This is a genomic window from Pseudomonas sp. F8002 (assembly GCF_013385495.1).
Lineage (GTDB): Bacteria > Pseudomonadota > Gammaproteobacteria > Pseudomonadales > Pseudomonadaceae > Aquipseudomonas.
On record NZ_JACAPW010000027.1, the window covers coordinates 1 to 19,080 of the forward strand.

Annotated in this window: 16 protein-coding genes and 1 pseudogene; 7 read left to right on the forward strand and 10 right to left on the reverse strand. The window is 62.3% G+C overall.

Annotated elements, in window-relative coordinates; genetic code table 11:
* Positions 1–32: 32 nt before the first annotated feature.
* The 3 genes from HX811_RS20120 to HX811_RS20130 are packed head-to-tail and all read right to left on the reverse strand — an operon-like array spanning position 33 to position 5,567.
* On the reverse strand, positions 33–3,194 hold the full coding sequence (locus tag HX811_RS20120; RefSeq protein ID WP_177047070.1) for a CusA/CzcA family heavy metal efflux RND transporter: 3,162 nt from the start codon (positions 3,192–3,194) through the stop codon (positions 33–35).
* 18 nt (positions 3,195–3,212) lie between these two features.
* Positions 3,213–4,325: an efflux RND transporter periplasmic adaptor subunit gene (locus HX811_RS20125; protein ID WP_102604737.1), complete on the reverse strand. Its 1,113-nt coding sequence runs from the start codon at positions 4,323–4,325 to the stop codon at positions 3,213–3,215.
* Positions 4,326–4,343: 18 nt separating this feature from the next.
* A complete protein-coding gene (locus HX811_RS20130) occupies positions 4,344–5,567 on the reverse strand; it encodes a TolC family protein (protein WP_177047072.1) in 1,224 nt (407 codons plus the stop codon).
* Positions 5,568–5,728: 161 nt separating this feature from the next.
* Between HX811_RS20130 and HX811_RS20135 the strand changes: the two genes are divergently transcribed.
* Positions 5,729–6,403 carry a heavy metal response regulator transcription factor gene (locus tag HX811_RS20135; RefSeq protein ID WP_102604739.1) on the forward strand — a complete coding sequence of 225 codons (675 nt, stop codon included), beginning with the start codon at positions 5,729–5,731 and terminating at the stop codon, positions 6,401–6,403.
* Positions 6,404–6,406: 3 nt separating this feature from the next.
* Here HX811_RS20135 and HX811_RS20140 read toward each other — a convergent pair whose 3' ends face one another.
* Positions 6,407–7,312, reverse strand: a complete 906-nt coding sequence (locus HX811_RS20140) for a cation diffusion facilitator family transporter (protein WP_177047074.1) — start codon at positions 7,310–7,312, stop codon at positions 6,407–6,409.
* Between the two features lie 217 nt (positions 7,313–7,529).
* Between HX811_RS20140 and HX811_RS20145 the strand changes: the two genes are divergently transcribed.
* Positions 7,530–8,900, forward strand: a complete 1,371-nt coding sequence (locus HX811_RS20145) for a gluconate:H+ symporter (protein WP_023659163.1) — start codon at positions 7,530–7,532, stop codon at positions 8,898–8,900.
* Between the two features lie 105 nt (positions 8,901–9,005).
* On the opposite strand, the gene HX811_RS20150 is transcribed toward HX811_RS20145, so the two are convergent.
* A complete protein-coding gene (locus HX811_RS20150; protein WP_177047076.1) occupies positions 9,006–10,289 on the reverse strand; it encodes an MFS transporter in 1,284 nt (427 codons plus the stop codon).
* A 188-nt stretch (positions 10,290–10,477) separates the two neighbouring features.
* Between HX811_RS20150 and HX811_RS20155 the strand changes: the two genes are divergently transcribed.
* On the forward strand, positions 10,478–11,896 hold the full coding sequence (locus HX811_RS20155; protein WP_008437512.1) for a short-chain fatty acid transporter: 1,419 nt from the start codon (positions 10,478–10,480) through the stop codon (positions 11,894–11,896).
* Positions 11,897–11,919: 23 nt separating this feature from the next.
* Here the strand turns inward: HX811_RS20155 and HX811_RS20160 are convergent.
* A pseudogene (locus HX811_RS20160) lies at positions 11,920–12,263 on the reverse strand (DUF86 domain-containing protein).
* Positions 12,260–12,550: a nucleotidyltransferase family protein gene (locus HX811_RS20165; RefSeq protein ID WP_003214393.1), complete on the reverse strand. Its 291-nt coding sequence runs from the start codon at positions 12,548–12,550 to the stop codon at positions 12,260–12,262. The pseudogene HX811_RS20160 and the gene HX811_RS20165 overlap by 4 nt, the downstream one beginning before the upstream one ends.
* Before the next feature lie 159 nt (positions 12,551–12,709).
* On the opposite strand from HX811_RS20165, the gene acpA reads away from it, so the two are divergent.
* The 3 genes from acpA (at position 12,710) to HX811_RS20180 (ending at position 16,398) form a co-directional block, all read left to right on the forward strand.
* Positions 12,710–14,410, forward strand: coding sequence for an acid phosphatase (gene acpA, locus HX811_RS20170; RefSeq protein WP_177047078.1), 1,701 nt, complete (start codon positions 12,710–12,712; stop codon positions 14,408–14,410).
* 122 nt (positions 14,411–14,532) lie between these two features.
* Positions 14,533–15,702 carry a hypothetical protein gene (locus tag HX811_RS20175; RefSeq protein WP_177047080.1) on the forward strand — a complete coding sequence of 390 codons (1,170 nt, stop codon included), beginning with the start codon at positions 14,533–14,535 and terminating at the stop codon, positions 15,700–15,702.
* Between the two features lie 171 nt (positions 15,703–15,873).
* Complete coding sequence (locus HX811_RS20180; protein ID WP_177047082.1) at positions 15,874–16,398, forward strand: SET domain-containing protein-lysine N-methyltransferase; 525 nt, start codon at positions 15,874–15,876, stop codon at positions 16,396–16,398.
* On the opposite strand, the gene can is transcribed toward HX811_RS20180, so the two are convergent.
* On the reverse strand, positions 16,395–17,039 hold the full coding sequence (can, locus tag HX811_RS20185; RefSeq protein ID WP_003214385.1) for a carbonate dehydratase: 645 nt from the start codon (positions 17,037–17,039) through the stop codon (positions 16,395–16,397). The genes HX811_RS20180 and can overlap by 4 nt on opposite strands.
* Before the next feature lie 151 nt (positions 17,040–17,190).
* On the opposite strand from can, the gene HX811_RS20190 reads away from it, so the two are divergent.
* The gene (locus HX811_RS20190) at positions 17,191–17,595 is read left to right on the forward strand and encodes a hypothetical protein (RefSeq protein WP_003214383.1); all 405 of its coding nucleotides are present in this window, start codon (positions 17,191–17,193) and stop codon (positions 17,593–17,595) included.
* Positions 17,596–17,730: 135 nt separating this feature from the next.
* Here the strand turns inward: HX811_RS20190 and rimI are convergent, their stop codons facing one another.
* Positions 17,731–18,183 carry a ribosomal protein S18-alanine N-acetyltransferase gene (rimI, locus tag HX811_RS20195; protein WP_003214382.1) on the reverse strand — a complete coding sequence of 151 codons (453 nt, stop codon included), beginning with the start codon at positions 18,181–18,183 and terminating at the stop codon, positions 17,731–17,733.
* Complete coding sequence (locus HX811_RS20200) at positions 18,176–18,913, reverse strand: hypothetical protein (protein WP_003214379.1); 738 nt, start codon at positions 18,911–18,913, stop codon at positions 18,176–18,178. The genes rimI and HX811_RS20200 overlap by 8 nt, the downstream gene beginning before the upstream one ends.
* Positions 18,914–19,080 lie beyond the last annotated feature (167 nt).

A 19,080-nucleotide genomic window follows, 5' to 3' on the forward strand; every position in this document is an offset into this window, starting at 1 on the left:
TGTTTGATAAGAGCTTGCTCCCTCACCACAGGTTATTGGTCAGGCATCAGGCGGTCTTCCTGTTCTTCACGCCGGTGCGCCCAGTGATACAGCGCCGGCAATACCAGCAGGGTCAGCAGCGTCGACGAAATAATCCCGCCAATCACCACCGTCGCCAACGGGCGCTGTACTTCGGCGCCGGTGCCGGTGGCCAGGGCCATGGGGATAAACCCCAGCGACGCCACCAACGCCGTCATCAACACCGGGCGCAAGCGCGTCAGGGCGCCTTCGTTGATGGCCACCGACAATGAGCGCCCCTCTTCCCGCAGGTTGCGAATGAACGCAATCATCACCAACCCGTTCAGCACCGCCACCCCCGACAGCGCGATAAAACCCACGCCCGCCGAGATCGACAACGGAATGTCCCGCAGCCACAGCGCCATGATCCCGCCGGTCAACGCGAAGGGAATCCCGGTGAACACCAGCAGCCCGTCCTTGAGGTTGTTGAACATCATGAAGAGCAACCCGAACACCAGCAGCAACGCCACCGGCACCACGATGCGCAAGCGCTCGGAAGCTTCCTTCAACTGCTCGAACTGGCCGCCCCAGGTGGTCCAGTAGCCCGCGGGGATTTTCACCTGAGTGTCGATGGCCGTCCCGGCTTCCTCGACAAACGAGCCGATATCGCGCCCACGCACGTTGGCGCTGACGATCACCAGGCGCTTGCCGTTTTCGCGGCTGATCTGGTTGGGGCCGAGCACCAGGTCCAGGCTGGCGACTTCCGACAGCGCGATAAAACCCAACTGCCCCGCCGCGTTATTCGCCAGCGCCGGGATCGGAATCAACAGCCGCGACAGGCCTTCGATATCGGTGCGCAGCGCGTCCGACAAACGCACGACCATGTCAAAACGCCGGTCGCCTTCGTACATCGTCCCGGCCTGGCGCCCACCCACGGCGACGGCAATCGTGTCTTGCACATCGCCTACGTTCAGGCCGAAACGCGCGGCCTTGTCGCGGTCGATATTGATGGTCAGCACCGGCAGGCCGGAGGTCTGTTCCACCTTCACTTCCGAGGCGCCCTTGAGGGTTTGCAAGGTCTCGGCGATTTCCCCGGCGGTCTTGTTGAGCACCGCCATGTCGTCACCAAACACCTTCACCGCCACGTCACTGCGCACGCCGGAAATCAGTTCGTTGAAGCGCAGCTGGATCGGTTGCGACAGTTCATACACGCTGCCCGGCACAATCGCACTGGCGCGCTGGATGTCGGCGATGATTACCTCGCGGGACTTCTTCGGGTCGGGCCACTGGTCCTTGGGCTTGAGCATCACGTAGCTGTCGGAGATGTTCGGCGGCATCGGATCGGAGGCGATTTCCGCGGTGCCGGTGCGGGCGAATACCCGCTCGATTTCAGGCACCTCGGCCATCAAGGTCTTTTCCAGTTGCTGCTGCATCTGTACCGACTGCGTCAGGCTGGTGCCCGGCACCCGCAACGCTTGTTGGGCGAAATCACCCTCGCTGAGGCTGGGGATAAATTCGCTGCCCATGCGACTGGCCACCAGGCCCGACGCAACGATGGCCAGCACCGCCAGGCCGAACACCAGCGGCCGGCGCGCCATCACCCAATCCAGCACCGGCGCGTAGACACGGCGTGCGCTGCGCATCACCAGGTTTTCCTCTTCCTTGACCTTGCCGGTGACGAACAGCGCAATGGCCGCCGGCACGAAGGTCACGGACAGAATCATCGCCCCCAGCAGCGCGATCACCACGGTGAACGCCATCGGGTGGAACATCTTCCCGGCCACCCCGGTGAGGGCGAAGATCGGCAGGTACACCACCATGATGATCAGTTGCCCGAAGATCAGCGCGCGCCGCGCTTCCTTGGCCGCCGCGAACACTTCATGCAGGCGCTCGCTGCGGGTCAGCAATCGCCCGTGGCGCTGCTGGGCGTGGGCCAGGCGGCGGATGGCGTTTTCGACGATCACCACCGCGCCATCCACGATAATCCCGAAATCCAGCGCGCCGAGGCTCATCAGGTTGGCGCTGACCTTGTTGGTAAACATCCCGGTAAAGGTGAACAACATGGCCAGGGGAATCACCATCGCGGTGATCAGCGCAGCGCGGATATTGCCGAGGAACAGAAATAACACCGCCACCACCAGCAGCGCCCCTTCGAAGAGGTTTTTCTTCACGGTGCTGATGGCTTTTTCCACCAGGTTGGTGCGGTCGTAGACGGTGACGGCCACCACACCTTCAGGCAGCGAACGGTTGATCTCTTCGAGTTTTTTCGCGACCGCCTGGGACACCGTGCGGCTGTTTTCGCCGATCAACATGAACACCGTGCCCAGCACCACTTCGCGGCCATTTTCCGTGGCGGCACCGGTACGCAGCTCGCGGCCAATGTCGACCTGGGCGACGTTGCGCACCCGAATCGGCGTACCGTCGGAAGTGGTGATGACGATGTTGGCAATGTCGTCGATGGACGCGACTTGCCCCGGCGCACGGATCAGCAATTGCTCGCCTCTGCGCTCGATGTAGCCGGCGCCGACGTTGGCGTTGTTGCGCTCCAGCGCCGTGACCAGGTCGCCCAAGGTCAGGTTGTAGGCCGCCAGGCGCTTGGGGTCCGGGGCGATCTGGTATTCCTTGGCAAAGCCGCCGATGGTGTTGATCTCGGCCACCCCCGGCACGTTGCGCAGTTGCGGCTTGATGATCCAGTCCTGGATCACCCGCAGGTCGGTCGGCGTATAGGCTGAGCCGTCCTCCTTGCGCGCGCCGTCTTTCGCCTCCACGGTCCACAGGAAGATTTCCCCGAGCCCGGTGGAGATCGGGCCCATCATGCTTTCGATACCCTCCGGCAATTGCTCGCGTGCCGCCTGCAGGCGTTCGTTGACCAGTTGGCGGGCGAAGAACAGGTCAGTGCCGTCCTTGAAAATCACCGTGACCTGGGACAAGCCCGAGCGCGACAGCGAGCGGGTCTGCTGCAAGCCCGGCAGCCCGGCCATGGCGGTCTCGATGGGAAAGGTGATGCGCTGCTCGGTTTCCAGCGGCGAAAAACCCGCCGCCGCCGAGTTGATCTGCACCTGGACGTTGGTGATATCCGGCACCGCGTCGATGGGCAACTTCTGATAGCTGGCGATGCCGACACCGGCCATCAACAGCACCGCCAACAGCACGATGATGCGCTGCTCGATGGCGAATTGGATAAGGCGCTCAAACATGGGAAATCACTCGCAGGATCAATGGGCGTGCTCGGCCGAGGCCTTGCCCAACTCGGACTTGAGGATGAAGCTGCCAGCGGTTGCCACCTGCGCGCCGGCGTCGAGGCCCTGGCGCACTTCGACGAAGCCGTTTTCGCTGACGCCCAGTTCGATATGCCGGGTCATGAAGCCGTCGCTGGTGCGCACGAACACCGAGGGTTTGTCCTCGACGGTCTGGATCGCCTCCTGGGGGACGGTGACCTTGGCCGGGTAGGTGTCGGTGGCGACCTGCACGGAAACGAACAGCCCTGGACGCCACGAAGCATCAGGGTTCGGCACCGTGACGCGCACGGTGGCCGTGCGGGTCTGCTCCCCCAGCAAGTTGCCGACATAGGCCACGGTACCGAGCACTTCGGTGCCCATTTCCGAGGAGGTGACCTTCACCGGTTTGCCGACCCGGACCTTGTTCAAATCCTTGGGGAACACGCCGAAGGTGACCCACACCTGGGACAGGTCCGACAGGGTGAAGGCGTTGCTGGTCTCGCTCACCACCTCGCCGACACCCAGGTGTTTTTCCACTACTACGCCGTCGAACGGCGCTCGCAGTTCGTAGCGATTGCCGCCGACCAATACAGCGCTGCCGCTCAGGGCATTCATCTTTTGCCGGGCATTGTTCAGGGCGATTTCGGCCTCTTGCAGCGCCTGGCGCGCCAGCAGGTAATCCTGTTCGGCCGAGATCCTGTCCTGCCACAACTGGCGCTCGCGCTGGAAGGTGGTGCGGGCCAGTACCACCCGGCGCTCACTGGCCGCCAGTTCACTGCGCTGATCGGAAATCTGCTGGCTGGCGATCACCGCGAGCAGCTCGCCCTTCTTCACCGATTGGCCGAGGTTGACCTTCACCGACTCCACCACGCCGGCAGCACGCGGCACGATGTGGGAGGTGCGGTCTTCGTCGAAACGCACCTCGCCCGGCAGCGAAAGCACAGTGCTGATCTGCCGGGATTGCGCCGGGGCCAGTTGAATACCGGCGGCCTGGACCTGCTGTTCGGTCAGCTCGATCTTGCCTTCCTCTTCCGCCTCTGCCGCACCGCTGATGGCCGGCCACGCCAGCATCAGCGCAACGGCCAGCGCCATCCTGTGTTTGTTGTTCATGGAACGCTCCTGAAAAAATCAAAACCGGGCGAGGTCGCCGTAAATCCGTTCGATGCGCACCCAGGCTTCGGTGGCCTGGGCGGTCGCCGCGAGGTATTGGGTGCGGGCCGCGATCAAGGTGCGCTGGGCGTCGAGCACGTCGAGGAAGTTGAACTTGCCCATCTCGAAACCGCGGGTGGCGCTGTCCACCGCGCTTTGGGCGGCGGGCAGGATCTGTTGGTTGAACGAGCGCACTTCGGTATTCGCGGTTTGCCAAAGGTCCAGGGCCTGGCGGGTTTCGGTGCGCAGGCGCAGTTCGGCAGCGTTGCGCAGGTCGCGGGCCTGGTCGGCACGGCGACTCGCGGCCAGCACGTTGCCCTGGTTGCGGTTGAACAGCGGGATCGGCATCGACACGCCCACCACGTTGACCCGCTCGCGCACGCTGGCGTCGTATTGGCTGCCGATGGACACGTCGAGGTCGGGAATGCGCTGGGCTTTTTCCAGGCCCAGGGCCGCTTCGCCCTGGACGATTTGCAGCTCGGCCAGGCGCAGTTCGGCGGTCTGTTCCAGGCGCGCCAGCAACTGCGTGGGCGACGGTAACGCCGGTGCGGCCTGGGCTTGGGTGGCGACGGCCTGGAAATCGGTGCTGGCCGCGCCAGTACTGGCCGCGAGGCGCCGGTAGGCATCGCTCAGGCCCATCTGCGCGCGGTTGAATTCCAGGCGGATTTCCGAGAGTTGCACCTGGGCGCGGGTGGCTTCCACCGGGGACGTTTTGCCGGCGGTGACGCGACCATTGGCCACCACCAGGCCGCGCTCGGCCAATGCCAATGAGCGCTGGGCCAGGTCGAGGCGTTCCTGGGCGCGAAGTGCACCGTAGTAACCGTCGATGACCTCCGCTCGCAGACCGTTGCGGCGCTGTTCCAGGGTGAGTGCGGCCGCCTCCTGGGCACGGGTGGCGACGTCAATCCGGGCGCCGCGCTTGCCACCCAGTTCCAGGGTTTGGCTCAGTTTCACGGTGGTGGTGCGCGAGTTGCGGCGGGTGTCTTCGGCATCCCAGGAGGCCACCGGATTCGGGATCAAACCGGCCTGCTGGCGACCGCCTTGGGCGATGTCGATTTCCCACTGCGCAGCGGCCATGTCGGGGTTGTTGGCGAAGGCGGTTTGCAGGGCCGATTCGAGGGTCAGGGTTTGCGCGTTTGCGCCCTGGACCGTCATCAGCAACAGCACCGAAGCGCCGATAAACGTGCGGACAAAAGTTGGCATAACAAGAGTTCCATGCCCATGAATTAACAGGTGGGCAATGTAACTTTCGGTACTTATCAGAGGAGTGGCCAGAACATTACAAATCCGTTAGCAACGGCTCTGGCGCGGGCTTTTGCTTTAAGCTCCGGGCAACTTTTCCACTGCCCAGCGGGATCCTCGACATGCGTATTCTGGTTATCGAAGACGAACCTAAAACCGCCGATTATCTACATCAGGGATTGAGCGAAAGTGGCTATATCGTCGACTGTGCCGCCACCGGCGCCGACGGCCTGCATTTGTCTCGCCAGCACGCCTACGACCTGGTGATGCTCGACGTGAATTTGCCGTTGATGGATGGCTGGGACGTGCTGCAACGCATCCGCCAGAACAGCAGCACCCGCATCATGATGCTGACCGCCCAGGGCCGCCTCGCCGACCGGATCAAGGGCCTGGACCTGGGCGCCGATGATTACCTGGTCAAGCCGTTTGAGTTCCCCGAATTACTCGCGCGGGTGCGCAACTTGATGCGCCGCAGCGTGCATTCGCCGGTGCCGGATGTGTTGCGGGTGGCCGACCTGGAATTGGATCAGGGCCGCCACCGGGCGTTTCGCGGTTTGCAGCGCATCGACCTGACCACCAAGGAGTTCGCCCTGCTGCACCTGCTGATGCGCCAGAGCGGCGTGGTGCTGTCGCGCACGCAAATTATCTCGTTCGTGTGGGACATGAACTTTGATTGCGACACCAATGTGGTGGAAGTGTCGATCCGCCGCCTGCGGGCGAAGATCGATGACCCGTTCGAGCGCAAGTTGATCCATACCTTGCGCGGCGTGGGTTATGTGCTGGAAGACCGTGAGTGACGGTCAGGCGTGCACCTCGTCGTGCTCGTCATGCTGAAAACCTTCGCCCTCGATCTGGATCGTGGCGTGGGAAATATCGAATTGCTCATGCAGTAACTCCGTCACCTGGCTGAGGATCTGTTGCTCGGTGCCTTGGGCAGAATCCGCCACCAGATGAGTACTCAGCACATTTTTGCCGCTGGTGAGGGCCCAGATATGCAGGTCGTGCACGTCCTTGACCCCGGGAACGCCGCGAATTGCCTGTTCCACCTTGTCGATATCGATGCCGTCCGGCACGCCTTGCAGCAGCACGTTCATGCTTTCCTTGAGCAGCGTCCAGGTGCGGGGCAACACCCAGAAGCCAATCGCTGCCGCCACCACCGAATCCACCCAGCCCCAGCCGGTGTACATGATCACCAGCGCCGCGATGATCACGCCGATGGAGCCGAGCATGTCACTCCAGACTTCCAGGTAAGCGCCCTTCACATTCAGGCTTTCGCCGCTGGCCGCACTCAGCAATCCCATGGAAATCAGGTTGACGATCAGCCCCAGCACCGCGATCACCAGCATGCCGGTGGACTGGATCTCGGCGGGCGCCTGCAAGCGTTGATACGCCTCATACAGGATGTAGAACGCCACGCCGAACAGCAGCAGCGCATTAAACGCTGCCGCCAGGATCTCGAAACGCGCATAGCCGAAGGTGCGCTTGCGGTCGGCGGCGCGCTTGGCGACCTGGATCGCCACCAGTGAAATCCCTAGCGCCAGGGCGTCGGTCATCATGTGCGCGGCATCGGACAACAGCGCCAGGCTGCCGGTGATAAAGGCGCCGATCACCTCGGCGATCATAAAGCTGCCGGTCAGTGCCAATGCGATCCATAACAGCCGTTCGTGGCCGGCGCGTACCTGGGCGTGGCTGTGTCCTGCGCTCATGAAATATCCTCGTGGGTGGTCGTCCGGTTGATCATAGAGCTATAGGCCAAAACCACCGGCACGAGTTGCAAAATTGTCATCTCGCCGTCAGCTGGGTGTTAAGCCATGCGCACCAAAATTGAACACGAACGCTCTGGAACCGTTGTATCAGGTATGCTTTTCGAGCAGGAAACAAAAAGAAACACATTAGCCAACCTGTTCGATAAGGAGTCCCGTTTTGGAGTTATCGACTGCCGCGTGGATGGTTCACGACACCCGCCTCATGTTCTGCGTATTACTGGCCATCGCCAGCATCATTGTGTTGATCAGCGCGACCAAGCTACCGCCCTTCCTGTCGATCCTGATCGGTACGTTTATCGCCGGTGTCGGCGCGGGCTTGCCGCCGGAAGAAGTGGCCAAGGCCTTCAGCAAAGGCGCCGGGGCGATTCTCGGTGAAGCCGGGATCATCATTGCCCTGGGCTCGATGCTCGGCGCGTTGATGGCTGAGTCCGGCGCTGCCGACCGTATCGCCACCACCCTGCTGGGGTTGGGCAAGGGCAAGTCGTTGCCCTGGGTGATGGCGCTGGTGGCGATGGTGATTGGCTTGCCGCTGTTCTTCGAAGTGGGCCTGGTGATGATGGTGCCGATCATCTTTGTGATGGCCAAGCGTTCGAACCAGCCGCTGCTGAAAATCGCGATCCCGGCGCTGGCGGGGATGACCACCCTGCACGCTTTGATGCCGCCGCATCCGGGGCCGCTGATTGCGGTGGGCGCATTGCACGCCGACCTGGGCCTGACCATGTTGCTGGGCTTCTGCCTGGCGGTACCGGCCGTGATTCTGGCCGGCCCGCTGTACGGCAACTGGCTGTCCAAGCGCATGCACGTGGACGAGCCGGCCGACATTGGCGCGCTGTTCAGCGCACCGCCCAAGGCGCCGCGCCAGCCGAGTTTTGGTGTGTCGCTGCTGATCATCCTGTTGCCGGTGATCCTGATGCTCGGCAGCACCCTGGCCAAGGTTGCCATGTCGCCGGAAAGCCCGGTGGCACTGACCTTGAAGTTCCTCGGTGAGCCGTTGATCGCGCTGGGCCTGGCGGTGATTGCGGCGGTGATCTGCCTGGGCTGGGCCAGCGGCATGCCGCGGGCCGATGTCGGCAACACCCTGCGCAAGGCGCTGGCGCCGATCGCGGTGCTGCTGCTGACCATCGGCGCCGGTGGCGGGTTGAAGCAAACCCTGCTGGATGCCGGCGTGAGCCAGACCATCAGCAAGGTGGCCGAAGGCGCGCACATGCCTTACCTGTTGCTGGCCTGGTTGATTGCGGTGGCGCTGCGTCAGGCCACGGGGTCGGCGACCGTCGCCACCACGACAACGGCGGGCATCCTGGCGCCGATGATGGCGGGATTGGCGGCGACGCAAAGCTCACTGGTCGCCCTGGCGATTGGTGCCGGCTCGGTGTTCTTCTGCCACGTCAACGATGCCGGCTTCTGGATGGTGCGCGAATACTTCGGCTTGCAACTGAAGCAGACGATCTGGGTGTGGTCGGTGTTGCAGACCATTGTGTCGGTGGTGGGCCTGGTGGGCACATTGCTGATGTGGCACTTCCTGACGTAATGATCGTTCCCACGCTCCGCGTGGGAATGCATCCGTGACGCTCCGCGTCACACGAGCGGACGCGGAGCGTCCAGGGAGTCGTTCCCACGCAGAGCGTGGGAACGATCAGGTGGGTAGGCGCTTGCCAAAATACGCCGCACTCACTGCGCCCACCGCGCCCATCACCACGCAATACCCCACGCAGATCCACGGGCTGGTCGGCATCAACGCGATCAACATCAGCGGCGTGGTACTCGCCCACAGCGCATAGGCAATGTTGTAGGTGAAGGAAATCCCCGACACCCGCACCTGCGCCGGGAACAGGTTGACCATCACCGACGGCACCGCGCCCACCACCCCGCAACTCAAGCCGGCAATGGCATACGCTGCGCCCAGCCACACGCCACCGGCAATCAGGCTCGCATAGAGCACGGCAATCCCCACCGGCAGCAGCAGGCTATAGACCAACACCGCACGCCAGGCGCCGATGCGGTCCACCAGGAGCCCGGCCAACACGCAACCGATATTCAGGAACACGATGCCCAACGCGCTCAGGGCGAAGGTGTGGCTGGGGCTCATGCCGAAGGTTTTCTGCATCATGGTCGGGGTGATCACCACCAGTACGACGACGGCCGAGGTGAGCACGCAGGTGAGGATCATCGCCGGCAGCAGCGCGCTGCGATGTTCCCGCAGGACGGTACGCAGCGGCAGTTCGGCGCCGGCCTGGCGACGGGCCTGCATTTGCAGGAACACCGGGGTTTCGCTGAGCCAGCGCCGCAGCCAGACACCGATCACGCCGAACACGCCGCCGAGCAGGAACGGGAAGCGCCAGGCGTAGTCGAGGATTTCGGCCGGGGTGAAGACTTGCGCCAGCAGCGTCGCCGTCAGCGCGCCGAGCAGGTAGCCGAAGGTCAGCCCGGCCTGCAGGAAGCCCAGGGCATAACCACGATGGTTGTCCGGAGCGTGTTCGGCGACAAACACCCAGGCGCTGGGCACTTCCCCGCCCACTGCCGCACCCTGGAGGATGCGCAGCGCCAGCAGGATCAACGGTGCGAAATAACCGATTTGTGCGTAGGTGGGCATGATCCCGATCAGCAGGCACGGCAGCGCCATCATCAGGATGCTCAGGCTGAACACCCGTTTGCGCCCCAGGTGATCGGCGAAGTGTGCCATCAGGATTCCGCCCAGCGGGCGCGCGAGGTAGCCGGTGACAAAGATGCCGAAGCTTTGCAGCAGACGCAGCCACTCGGGCATTTCCGGCGGGAAGAACAGCTGGCTGAGGGTCAGCGCGAAAAATACGAAGATGATGAAGTCGTAGATTTCCAGGGCCCCGCCCAGGGCAGCCAGGCCCAGGGTTTTGTAGTCGGAGCGGGAGAAACGCTGCGCCTGTGGATAAGAGGTGGCAGTCATGGAAAAGCTCGGCAGACAAACAAAATGGCCTGCAGGTTATGAGCTGGGCCCGGTGATGGCAATCTCGCCGGATATATTTGCTTTACTCATTGATCAATGAAGATAACTACATTCCCAAATGAATAGCCGTAGAGGAACATGCAGCAAAACTGCCGCCCCCATAATAAATACAAATAGAGGTACTGAACGTGGCCGATGCTATCGAAGACAGCCGCTACGCCCGATTCGCCCTGCGTTGTTCAAACTTCGCCGAGCGCTGGTTCCCTGACTCCTGGGTGTTTGCCGCCCTCGCCGTGATCATTGTCGCCGTGGCGACCCTGGGCATGGGCGCCGCGCCGACCGAGGCCGCCAAGGCGTTTGGTGACGGTTTCTGGAGTTTGATCCCGTTCACCATGCAAATGGCGTTTGTGGTGATTGGCGGTTACGTGGTCGCCAGCTCCCCGCCCGCCGTGAAGTTGATCGACCGCCTGGCGCGCATCCCGAAGAACGGCCGTTCTGCCGTGGCCTGGGTGGCGCTGATTTCGATGGTCGCCTCGTTGCTCAACTGGGGCCTGTCCCTGGTGTTCGGTGGTTTGCTGGTGCGTGCGCTGGCCCGGCGTACGGATTTGCGCATGGATTACCGCGCGGCCGGTGCTGCGGCCTACCTCGGCCTGGGTGCCGTTTGGGCGCTGGGGCTGTCGTCGTCGGCGGCGCAGTTGCAGGCCAACCCGGCCAGTTTGCCGCCGTCGATCCTGTCGATCACCGGGATGATCCCGTTCACCGACACCATCTTTCTGTGGCAGTCCGGCGTGCTGTTGCTGGCGCTGATCGTGGTATCGCTGATCATCGCCTACGCCACCGCGCCCGGGCCGAACTCCGCCCGTGACGCCAAGGCTTGCGGTATCGACCCGGCCTTCAACATGCCCAAGCCGCAACCGCCGACCCGTCCGGGCGAGTGGCTGGAGCACAGCCCGTTGCTGACCATCCTGCTGGCGTTGCTGGCCGCCGGTTGGTTGTTCCATGAATTCTCGACCAAGCCGGCGATCAGCGCGATCTCGGGGCTGAACACCTACAACTTCCTGTTCCTGATGGTCGGTGCCCTACTGCACTGGCGTCCGCGCAGTTTTCTCGATGCGGTGGCCCGTGCGGTACCCACCACCACCGGGGTGCTGATCCAGTTCCCGCTATATGGCTCGATTGCCGCGCTGATGACCGTGGTGAAAGGCAGTGACGGCGCGACCCTGGCGCACCATATCTCGACCTTCTTCACCTCGATCGCGTCCCACGACACCTACGCGCTGTTGATGGGCGTGTACTCGGCGGTGCTGGGCTTCTTCATCCCGTCGGGCGGCGGCAAGTGGATCATCGAGGCGCCGTACGTGATGCAGGTCGCCAATGACCTGGAATATCACCTGGGCTGGGCGGTGCAGATCTACAACGCCGCCGAAGCGCTGCCGAACCTGATCAACCCGTTCTATATGCTGCCGCTGCTGGGCGTGCTGGGGTTGAAGGCGCGGGACTTGATCGGTTTTTCGTTTGTGCAGCTGCTGGTGCATACGCCGCTGGTGTTGTTCCTGCTGTGGGCGTTGGGCACGACGCTTAAATATTTGCCGCCGGTGATGCCTTAATTATCTGAAGCTGCACCCGCTCTTCAGGCGGGTGCGGCTGGCAGGTTGTTCAGCAGCTCAGGTAGCGCGTGCTGAACCGTGTCCCATACCACTTCAAGATTTATGTCGAAGTAACCATGGGCAATCCGGTTGCGCATCCCGCGCATACTGCGCCAAGGCACCTGCGGTTGGGCGGCTGCAAACTCTGGATGTTGATCCATTATTTTGGTCGACGCTTCGCCGATGATGATCAAACTCATGATCACGGCTTGTTGGGTACGCTTGTCTTCAAAAACTCAGGTTTGCTCACCCCTTCGGCAAAGGTGATCGCGTCGGACGATGCCTGGCGCATGTGCTCCAGGTAGTCGCCAATCCGATTTGAGATCATACGGGCCGGGCCTCAGCCAAGACTTGAGCACGAAACTTCAGAGGCAGATCGCCAGGCGTCAGCAAATCGACGTTTACCCCGAGCAAGTCTTCCAACTCCACCTGCAGCCCACCAAGGTCAAAAAGGGTCGCTCCCGGTAGCGCATCAACCAGTAAATCGAGATCACTGCCGTCTTTATCAGTCCCCAACAAAACGGACCCAAACACCCTTGGGTTGGAGGTATGGAAACGTCCTACTACTTCACGCACGGCAGCCCTCTTGAGATCCAGGGCAGTTGAAGGTTTCATGGGGCACCTCTGCGGTATGCAATATCGGGCCAGTCTAGCAGTGCTTGGGATCAGGAAGCATGCCCACATGATCACACCGCTGTCTTCGTTCCGTCACATTCCATTGCTACCGTTCCGGCGAAACATATTGCAACAACTAACCCGCATGGACTCCCAGCAATGAGCGACGAGCACAAAGACCGCCCTTCCCAAGACATTGAAGCCAAACCGCCAGTCGACACCAGCCGGCGGCGCTTCCTGGGAGGCGCGGCCGTGCTGGGCGTGGGTGCGACCCTGAGTGCCTGCGGCAATACCAGCGAGGCACCCGGCAAGCCGGTGGATCGCCCGCTGACGCCGCAAGAGCTGGACAAGGCCCTGCAGGAACAGGTTAAAACCGTGGTGGTGATCTACGCCGAAAACCGCAGCTTCAACAACCTGTTTGCGGATTTCCCCGGGGTCGAGAAACCATTGTCGGCCCTCGCCCCTGCGGACTATCAGCAGCGCGACCGCGACGGCAGCCTGCTGAGCACCCTGCCCCCGACATGGGGCGGCGTGTTGCAAGTTGGCCCGCAGACCGTGGATGGCGTCACGTACCCCAGCGAAGTGCAATACCAGGAAAACCTGCCCAACGCTCCGTTCGCCCTCAAAGGCCCGAATGGCGAAGACCAGCCCCTGAGCCTGGTCACCCGGGATTTGTGGCACGTGTTCTATCAGAACCAGATGCAGATCAATGGCGGTAAAAACGATGCGTTCGTGGCCTGGGGCGACTCCGGCGGCCTGCTGATGGGCCATTACGCCCAGAGCCGTTACGCCCTGCGCTTGTGGGACGTGGCGAAGGAGTTTGTGCTCTGCGATAACTTCTTCCAGGGCGCGTTTGGCGGCTCGTTCCTCAACCACCAATACCTGATCAGTGCCACCCCGCCGGTGTACCCAAACGCTGCGCAATCGGTGGCCAAGGCACAGATCGCCACGCTGCAAAGCGACGACCCGACCGACCCGCGCCTCAAGCCTCTGGACAAGTCCCCGGCCAGCGCCATGACCGGCCCGCCGCAATTCGGCCCCAGCGCACTGACCCCGGACGGTTTCGGCGTGAACACCCTGGCCCCGCCTTACTGGCCTACCTGGATTCGCGACCCCGAGCGCCCGGATTACTCCAAGCCCGACTTGCCTAACGTGCTGGTGCCACAAACCCACGAGCACATCGGCGACAAACTGTCGAAAAAGAACGTCGACTGGGCCTGGTACGCCGGTGCGTGGCAAGCAACGCTGGATCAGTTCAAGGACTCGGGCGGCATTCCGAAGATTCCGAACTTCCAGTACCACCACCAGCCCTTCAACTACTTCAAGCAGCAAGGCCCGGAAAACCCGGCTGAGCGCAATAAACGCCTGCGCGATGGCGGCCTGGGGGATGACGCCAGCACCAACAAGTTCTTCGCCGATGCCCAGGCCGGCAAGCTGCCTGCGGTGACCTTCTACAAACCCCAGGGCAACCTGAATATGCACGCCGGTTACGCCGACGTCGCTTCGGGCGACCGGCATATCACCCGCGCCTTGAAGGTGCTGCAGGAAAGCCCGCAGTGGAAGAACATGGTGGTGATCGTCACCGTCGATGAAAACGGCGGCTGGTGGGACCACGTTGCACCGCCAAAAGGCGATCGTTGGGGTCCGGGCACGCGGATTCCGGCACTGGTGGTCTCGCCGTTCGCGCGCAAGGGCACGGTGGACCATACCGTCTACGACACCGCGTCGATCCTGCGTCTGATCACCCGGGTGTTCCAGCTGGAAACCCTCGACGGGCTCAAGCAGCGTGACGAGGCCATGACCGCGCGCGGCCAGAAACCCATGGGTGACCTGACCAACGCCCTGCACTTCAAGGTGTAGACGCACTTGCTCAAAAGCGACAAGCGCGCAGTTTTTCTACGCGCTTTTCCCGGTCAACCGCTACTGTGTGAGGGTGGGCATTCACCCCGCGCAGACGGGCTTTCGCTGACAGGGAACCATCCATGTTCAAACTCACCAGGTTGTCCTTCACCCTGGCCGCACTGACCTTGAGTGCGGTCGTACAGGCTGATATCACCGTACCGCTGGGTACCCCGCAACGGGTCACCCAGTTGTTCGCGTACCCGAACAATTGCAGCGTCATCTGTTTTCGTCCCTGGACTCTGGAACAGACCGTCGAGCACTACCTGAACCAAAGCCTGCAACGCGACGGTTACAGCCGGGGCAAAGTCAGCGTCAAGACCGAGCATGACCAGGTGCTGGCCACGTTCAGCGGTGTGCCAGACGGTTATGGCCAGCCGTTGACCACCTTGCTCGATACCGCCGACCTGGCTTACCAGGGCGCCAGCAAACTCAATGGTGATGGCAAATGGCAGTTCAACTGGTACCTGTTCCTGCCGCTGGGCATGGCCCTGGAAAACCGCAAGAGCATCGAGCTGCTGCACTTCCCGCCGGATTATTCCCTGACCCACTTCCAGGACTACCTGGAGTCGGCCACCACCGACCGCTGGGCGACCTTGCTCACGGCCAACGGCATCCCGGCGACCCAGACGCCGGAATACCAGACCATCATCGACATCGCCCCGATCGCCGCCCCTGCCACGGCGGGCAAGGACCTGGAAGGCGTCTACGGTTACTTCACCGACTACCAGACCCGGATGGTCAAGGAGCTGAGCCAGCACGCGGGCGGCGCGTTGCCGATGGTGGCCTTCGGCGCGCCGGTGCGCAGCTGGATCAAGCAGCAATACGGGCAAACCGTTGCCGTACTGGGCCTGGCGCAAATCAGCCCGGCCGTCGGGAGCCAGGTCGCCGTACTGGGCGCCAATCACCCGAGCTACATCTGGTATGCCGCCAACCCCGACACCTATGACGGTGACGAGCAAAAGGCCGACGAGGCCGGTTTGAAGGTGATGGGCCAGGACTTGAGCGCCGCCTGCTGGCAGGCCTCGATGGGCCAGAAGCCCGCCAGCGATCCGAATGTGCAGCTCAAAGGCTGCATGAACACCTGGCAGGTAACGCGCAAGGAGCAGACCTGCGAACTGTTCTACACCTCTATCCGCGAGCTGACGCCCGATCAAGCGAACGCCAAGTGTGCCCAGCCGGCGATCAAAACCCAGCTGAGGCAATTGAAAAGCGCCGTGCCAGAACCGGCGATTGAAGCACCGGCGCTCTGAAGCAGGCTGCCAGAAGGGCATTTTCCTACATAAAAGATAGCCAATTTCTACTGTCAGATTTGACAGTAGAAATTGGCTCCCACTTAAGCGAGTCTTGAGCCGCGCCCATCCGCTGCAAGACTGGCAGTCAAGACACCACCGGCAGGTCGATGCAGCCCCTCCTGGAGAGTCATGAAAACTCAAGCCATGGACAAGGCTAAAACCGCTGTGAGCCAGTGTCTTTACCCGTTCTCGACCGCCCTCGTCGAACACGGCTACCCCCGCGCTCGCGACTATGAAGTGGTGCGTACCCGAGACGGTTCAGGCGACGGAATCAAGACCCGCGTCGCCTTTGACAGCCGCCTGTGTATCGCCAGGGTGTCCGGCTACGCATTGAATGAGCGGCGCCTGCATACGGTGCAGATGTCCTCGCGTATCCACTTGTACGACCCGTGGTTCAGCGGCTTGCTTTCGCACTCGTGCAACCCGAACGCGTTTCTCGACATGACGTACCTGGAACTGTGGTCCGTTCAGCCCATTCCCGCTGGTGCCCTGCTGACCATGGATTACGCCCACACCGAGGACGTATTGTTCCGACAGTTTCGCTGCCAGTGCGGCGAGCTCAACTGTCGGGGCTGGATCACCGGCATGAAGGAGCCGTTGAATCCCGAGGGTCAGCAATTCATGGAGCAGTGGCGCGAACGCAAAAGCCCTTAGACCGCACCCAGCGGGCGCAGGCGGTATTGCGGCGGCAATTGCTCGAAGCCACTGATGGTGGTGTTCAGGCTTTTCCAGCGGCCGTCCTTGATCCCGTAGATACAGCCATGAACCGACAGGCTCTGCCCGCGGTGCCAGGCGTTCTGCACGATGCTGGTGTGGCCGACGTTGGCCACCTGCTGGATCACGTTCAGTTCGCACAGGCGGTCTACGCGTTCCTCTTCCGTGGGCAACTGGGCCAGCACGTCGCGGTTTTCGTAGTACAGGTCACGGATGGTGCGCAGCCAGCCGTCGATCAGGCCCAACTGGTTGTCCTGCATCGAGGCGCGTACGCCACCGCAGCCATAGTGGCCGGTCACCAGGATGTGTTTGACCTTGAGCACGTCGACTGCGTACTGGATCACCGACAGGCAATTGAGGTCGGTGTGCAATACCACGTTGGCCACGTTGCGGTGCACAAACAGGTCGCCGGGCAGCATGCCGACGATCTCGTTGGCCGGTACCCGGGCGTCGGAACAGCCGATCCACAGGTATTCCGGGGTTTGCTGGCGGGCGAGCTTGGCGAAGAATTCGGGATCTTCCTGTTTGATCGCATCCGCCCAGCGTTCGTTGTTATCAAGCAAGTCTTGTAGTTCGTTCATCAGGGAAAGCCTCAGGAATGATGCGCAGTTTTTGACACTCGACCGCCCGTCCGGGTCACGCCAGCAATAAAGATAGCCGGCGGCAATTACTTGAATCTTGGGGAGCCATGCCTGTCCACACACTATAAGCCCCACAGTATGAGGAATCGCCATGACTGAATCACGACGTCCCTACGGCGCTACACAGCCGGAACCGATTGATGACAACGAAGATCGCATGGGCGAAATGCGCGAGCTGGATTTTGACAAGGAGGAGCCGACTGCGGAAATCGGCGACGAGATTCCGCCACGGGAGCGTGAGCACCTGATGCCCGACGAACGGGTGCGCGAAGCCGGGATGACCGGTGCTTCCACTGACGATCATGACTCAACCGATGATGACATGAGCCCGGAAACGCTGATCCATGAGGATGGCGCGCGGGATGCGCAGGAAGCAGGTGAAGACCATCCAGCGGATTACGATTTGAGTATCGTCGATGAAGACGAGATCGGCGGCGGCAATGGCCTGGATGAGGCCGAGTTGGCCGATATCGATCCAGTAGACGGCAACCGCTGACACCCTGCCGAACTGAATGTGGGAGCGGGCTTGCTCGCGAAGGCGGTGTGTCAGTCATTACATCTGGCGACTGGACCATCGCCTTCGCGAGCAAGCCCGCTCCCACCAAGCCCGCTCCCACATTGGGCCCTGTGTTTAGTCGACCAGGGTGCAGGCCATCACGACCGCATCTTCGCGGCCACCGACGGCGGGGTAATAATCCCGCCGACGGCCAATTTCGTTGAAACCATAACGCTCGTACAGCCGGAACGCGCCGGTGTTGCTGTCGCGCACTTCCAGGAAACATTCCCGCGCCTTGGCCTCGTAGGCCCGGGACATCAGGTGCTCCAGCAAGCTCAAGCCCAGGCCACGGCCCTGGTTTTCCGGCTTGACGGTGATGTTCAGCAAATGCGCTTCATCGAGGATGATCTGCACCACCCCGTGACCCACCTGCTGCTCACCTTCGAACATCAGCCAGATTTGGTATTTGCCCAGCCCGTCGAGAAAAATCCCGCGGGTCCAGGGGTGGCTGAACGCTGCGTATTCGATCTTCAGTACAGCGTCGAGGTCCGCCTCGGTCATCGGGCGGAAGGATAAAGCTTCACTCATCGGTACTTTTCCAGCGCGCCATCAGCCGGCGCATGGCTTGCCAGACATCAGCCTTACGCTGTGGCTCTTCCATTAATAGTTCCAGGCCCGGCAGGGCCCAGACGGAGCCCAGGCCTTCGACCTGCAGTTCGCGGTACCAGGCCTCGGCATTCGCTTCGCCGGCAAAACGCACGGCGGGCAGGCCGATCAGCCACAGGCACACGCAGGGTTCGTCTTCCAGGCGCGCCGAGACAAAACCTTGCACAAAATCCCGCGCGGCTTCCGGGCCCTGGTCCATGGTGCCCCGGGCCAGCAGCGGCCAGCGCACCGGCTCGCCAACGATTTGCGGACTGTCGGGCAGGCCGGCGGCGCGCAACATGTCCTTGAGCAGCAGATAGGCCGGGTCGCGGGCCTGGAAGCGCTCGCCTGTGGGTAACTCCACCAGCAGCAGGCATCGCCCGGCCCGCAGCAGTTGCAGGGCAAAGCGTGGCGGCGGTACGACCGGAGCCTTGACCACGGCAGGCGCCTCTTCGGCGACGACCGGCTTGGCCACCGGCGACGGGCGCGGCACTTCGACCTTTGGCCGGACCACCGGGGTTTCTGCCACAGGCTTGACCAGCGGCACCGGCGCAGCCGCCTCCTCACCCGAAGGCTCGAAAGCCTCGAACGGTTCCGGGGCCTCCAGCAGCTCGGGCCGCGAAGGGGCGGCGAACGGTAACTCAGTGCGCGGCAGCCAGTTGACCACCTGCATGGCGGTCAAGTAAGCGCGACGTCGGGACTCGATAAGCAAAGGTCGGCCACTTGTGGATAACTAAAGAACAGGGATTCTACCGCCCTTCGACGAAGATCGCCCGCAGTTGATCGCTCCGGTGAGCGCCTCACGACCGGCTGTGGATAAATCCCGGCACCGATGCAGTA